Source organism: Lapillicoccus sp., from assembly GCF_025353065.1.
Lineage (GTDB): Bacteria > Actinomycetota > Actinomycetes > Actinomycetales > Dermatophilaceae > Lapillicoccus.
In genome coordinates this window covers 1-3,266 of record NZ_JANXRJ010000217.1, presented here as the reverse complement: position 1 = coordinate 3,266, position 3,266 = coordinate 1, and the positions used below count along the sequence as shown (strand labels likewise).

3 protein-coding genes are annotated in these 3,266 nt (G+C 68.1%); all 3 read left to right on the top strand.

What is annotated here, in order from left to right:
• Nucleotides 1-378: 378 nt before the first annotated feature.
• Nucleotides 379-1,488 (top strand): hypothetical protein, encoded by a 1,110-nt coding sequence (locus Q0R63_RS16385; RefSeq protein WP_295699567.1) that lies wholly within the window; start codon nucleotides 379-381, stop codon nucleotides 1,486-1,488.
• Nucleotides 1,489-1,574: 86 nt separating this feature from the next.
• Entirely contained in the window at nucleotides 1,575-2,711 is a 1,137-nt protein-coding gene (locus Q0R63_RS16380) for an alkaline phosphatase family protein (RefSeq protein ID WP_295699564.1), read from the top strand.
• A 346-nt stretch (nucleotides 2,712-3,057) separates the two neighbouring features.
• Nucleotides 3,058-3,266, top strand: a 209-nt coding sequence (locus Q0R63_RS16375) for an MBL fold metallo-hydrolase (protein WP_295699562.1), incomplete at its 3' end; no start/stop codon positions are given.

Here is a 3,266-nt window from a genome sequence, read left to right as displayed (position 1 = left end):
ATGTCCGTCCGCCAGGCGTTCGACGTCGACCTAGCGGCCCCCGCCCACCCCGTCTCGGATCAAGGCCGGAGTCCTCGACTCCTCTGATGGCAGTCTCAGATCCGTGAACCCCCTCATCGCCCTCCGTCGGTCGAGTCACGGGCCCCAGCACTGGCTACCAGGCAACCGGCAGGATTTGCCGAGCGTCTGTCCAGCGTCCAAGCCGGGGGAACCCGTTGTTCACCGGCTGGTCATGGTGCAGGCCTGCTCCGTTGGCTGGGTCGATCGTGGTCGGACGGTTGACTCCTTACACGTGCGGTTATCCCACGGATGACCACACCGCCGACGGGTGCGACGTGATGAGCACCCGTTCTCGTTCAATCGATGGAAGAGGAATCCATGGACACAAAACTCAACTCGCGACACGCGTGGTGGACGGGCGCTGCCGGCCTGTCGGCGGCGGTGCTCGCGATAGCACCAGCGATCCCTGCCACGGCGGCGAGCACGGCCAGCCCGCACCCCACTCCGCAGCGGCCACTGAGCGTTCACACCATCCTCAAAGGTGCTGCGCACGGCTGGAGCAGCCCCGATGACCTGACCGACATCGGCAACGACCTGTTCGTGTCATTCCAAAACGGTGTCCCCTCGACCGGCGGGACGCCCGGCATGCCCACCACGAGCACCATCGTGAAGTTGTCGATGAACGGCACCATCGAGCACACCTGGCAGCTGACCGGCAAATGCGACGGCCTCACCGCCGACCCAGTCCACCACCGCCTCGTCGCGACGGTCAACGAGGACGGCAACTCCAGCGTCTACACGATCTCGACCAACGGCGAAGAGGTGTCCCATTTCACCTACGACGCCTCACCGCTTCCGCACGGCGGTGGGACCGACGCAGTCACCATCGACCAGGGCCGCATCTACCTCGTCGCCTCAGCCCCGGCCGCCGCCGGCCCCGCGCTCTACCAGGTGACGCTGGACGGCCGCACCGCACACCTGGTCGCCGCCCCGTTCTACGACACCAGCCCTGCGACCGTCGTCAACACCACCCTCCCGCACACCCGCATCCACCTGGCCCTGACCGATCCTGACTCCAGCACGATGGTGCCCGGCCAGGCCCCACGATTTGCTGGGGCGTTCATGCTCGACGCCCAGGGTGACCAGCAGGCCATCTTCGCCGCCCACCTCGGCGCCGCGAAACAAGCCTTGTCCGTGCTCAAGCTCAGCCAGTCGATCGACGACACCGCGTTCGCCACGACACGCGAAGGTGCCTTAGTGGCTACCGACTCGACCGCGAACACGGTCGACGTGATCACCACCGACACCTTCGTCCCAGGCAGGGCCTACAGCGCCGTCACTCCCGGCAACGCCAACACCCCCGGGCCGAACCCTCCCCCGAACTACCTCGGCCAGCTCAACCTCGGCACCGGCGTCCTCACCCCGCTCGCCACCACCGGGGCGAGGCTCACACCACACGGCCTCATCTACGTCCCGGACCGGCCGTAGGAGGTAGGCCACACCACCCGATGCGGCGTTGTCGTCGCCGAGTGTTTGCTTGTGGCGGCGGCCGGGGTGGGTGAAGGGTGGGGGGTATGGCCAAGGTCGTGGATCGGGTGGTGGTGTTCGTGCAGGAGAACCACACCATGGACGAGTACTTCTCGTCCCTGCACCGGTGGGGGGTGAACGTCGCCACAGGTTGGCCGGTCCAGGCGAACCCGCCCGCCCACGACCAACCGCACAACCGGGCGGCCTACGCGAAGTGGCTCCACGCGCAGGCGGCCGGCACCCCGTCCCCCGCCGCCCACGTCCAGGTCGACACCGACACGGTCCTGCCGTTCTACGCCTGGCTGGCCAAGACAGGGGCGTTCTGCGAGAACCACTGCTCCGGGTTCGGGACGAACTCCACCCCGAACCACCTGCTCATCGTCGGTGGGCAGAGCCCGACCCTGCGTAACCCACCCCGCACGGCGCCGGACCCGGTCTGGGACATGCCGTCGCTGCCCGGCCACGCCGGTGACCACGGCCTGACCTGGAAGGCGTACACCGGCTCCTCGTCCTACCCGGTGAACTTCTACCGCCAGCTCAAAGGCTCACCCCACGTCGTGCGGTCCGCCGACATCGTCACCGACGCCAAGAACGCCACCCTGCCGGAGCTGTCGATGGTGTGGCACGACAGCCCCAACGACGAGCACCCCGTCGCCGACGTCACCCTCGGCCAGAACGCGGTATGGCAGGCCGTCGACGCCATCACCACCGCGGGGCTGTGGGACTCCACCGTGTTCCTGCTGACCTGGGACGACTGGGGCGGGTACGACGACCACGTGGCCACCCCGAACCTCGAACACACCCCCGACGGGGTCCAACTCGCCTACGGGCCACGGGTCCCGCTGCTGATGTTCGGCGGCCCCGTCACGGCCGGTATCGACTCTCGCTGGAACGGCCACCCCTCCATCGGAAAAACCGTTATCGACCTCCTCGGTTTGCCGCCGCTCGGTGTCCCCCGCCTCGACGACGCCCCCACCCTCGCCGACCTCGTCCACCCCGGCGCCACCCCGGCACCCCCACCCCCGGCGTACGGGTCCACCATCACCCAACCCCGACCGCCGACCCCAGCACCCGCGCCAGCAATACCGCCACCGCCACCCGCCGGCCATAGCGTGCCCGTCGGGCCGATCGTCCTGCGTGACGGAACCACCCTGCCCCCACCGGACGACCAACCCGTCACCTGACCCGCGCCCCGGATCCCGCGACCCGGCGACCGACGAGTCCGTCGCACGCCAAAGAAGCGGGCCCAGAGGACCGGCCGACCCAGCGGACCGAGAGAGCCTGAGCTCGTTAGTCGACAGGAGGCCCGACGGTGCTGCACTCCTGGAGCTGGGGAGGGTGAACCCTCCGACCCAGACATACCCGCATGCCTCCCCGTTAAGGAGGTGCTGCTGGGGCGTCTTCACGGCAGCAGGGGGCGGTCCCCGCAATCCACTCAAACCCTGATCCACCGACGGTGAATTCAGGTGCGCGTTCGCGGTCTTTCGTCGGGAGCACCAGCTCCTGCCCTGATCACCAATGGAGACTGACTTGAACATCGTCGATCTGCGTCCCGATCTTCGAATGGTGCTCGACAGCGGGCCAGGACAGGCCTACCTGCTGCGCCGGGGGTCCAAGGTAGTGCTCATCGACGCCGGCATCACCGGGCAAGGAGAAACCATCGCCCAGGCGCTGAGAGACTGGGGGCTGTACCGTCAGACATTGACCCACGTCCTCCTGACCCACTGGCATCCCGACCA

Excerpts from the sequence above, each read along its gene's own strand:
- Q0R63_RS16385 (WP_295699567.1), top strand. The coding sequence starts at position 379 with ATGGACACAAAACTCAACTCGCGACACGCGTGGTGGACGGGCGCTGCC.
- Q0R63_RS16380 (WP_295699564.1), top strand. The coding sequence starts at position 1,575 with ATGGCCAAGGTCGTGGATCGGGTGGTGGTGTTCGTGCAGGAGAACCAC.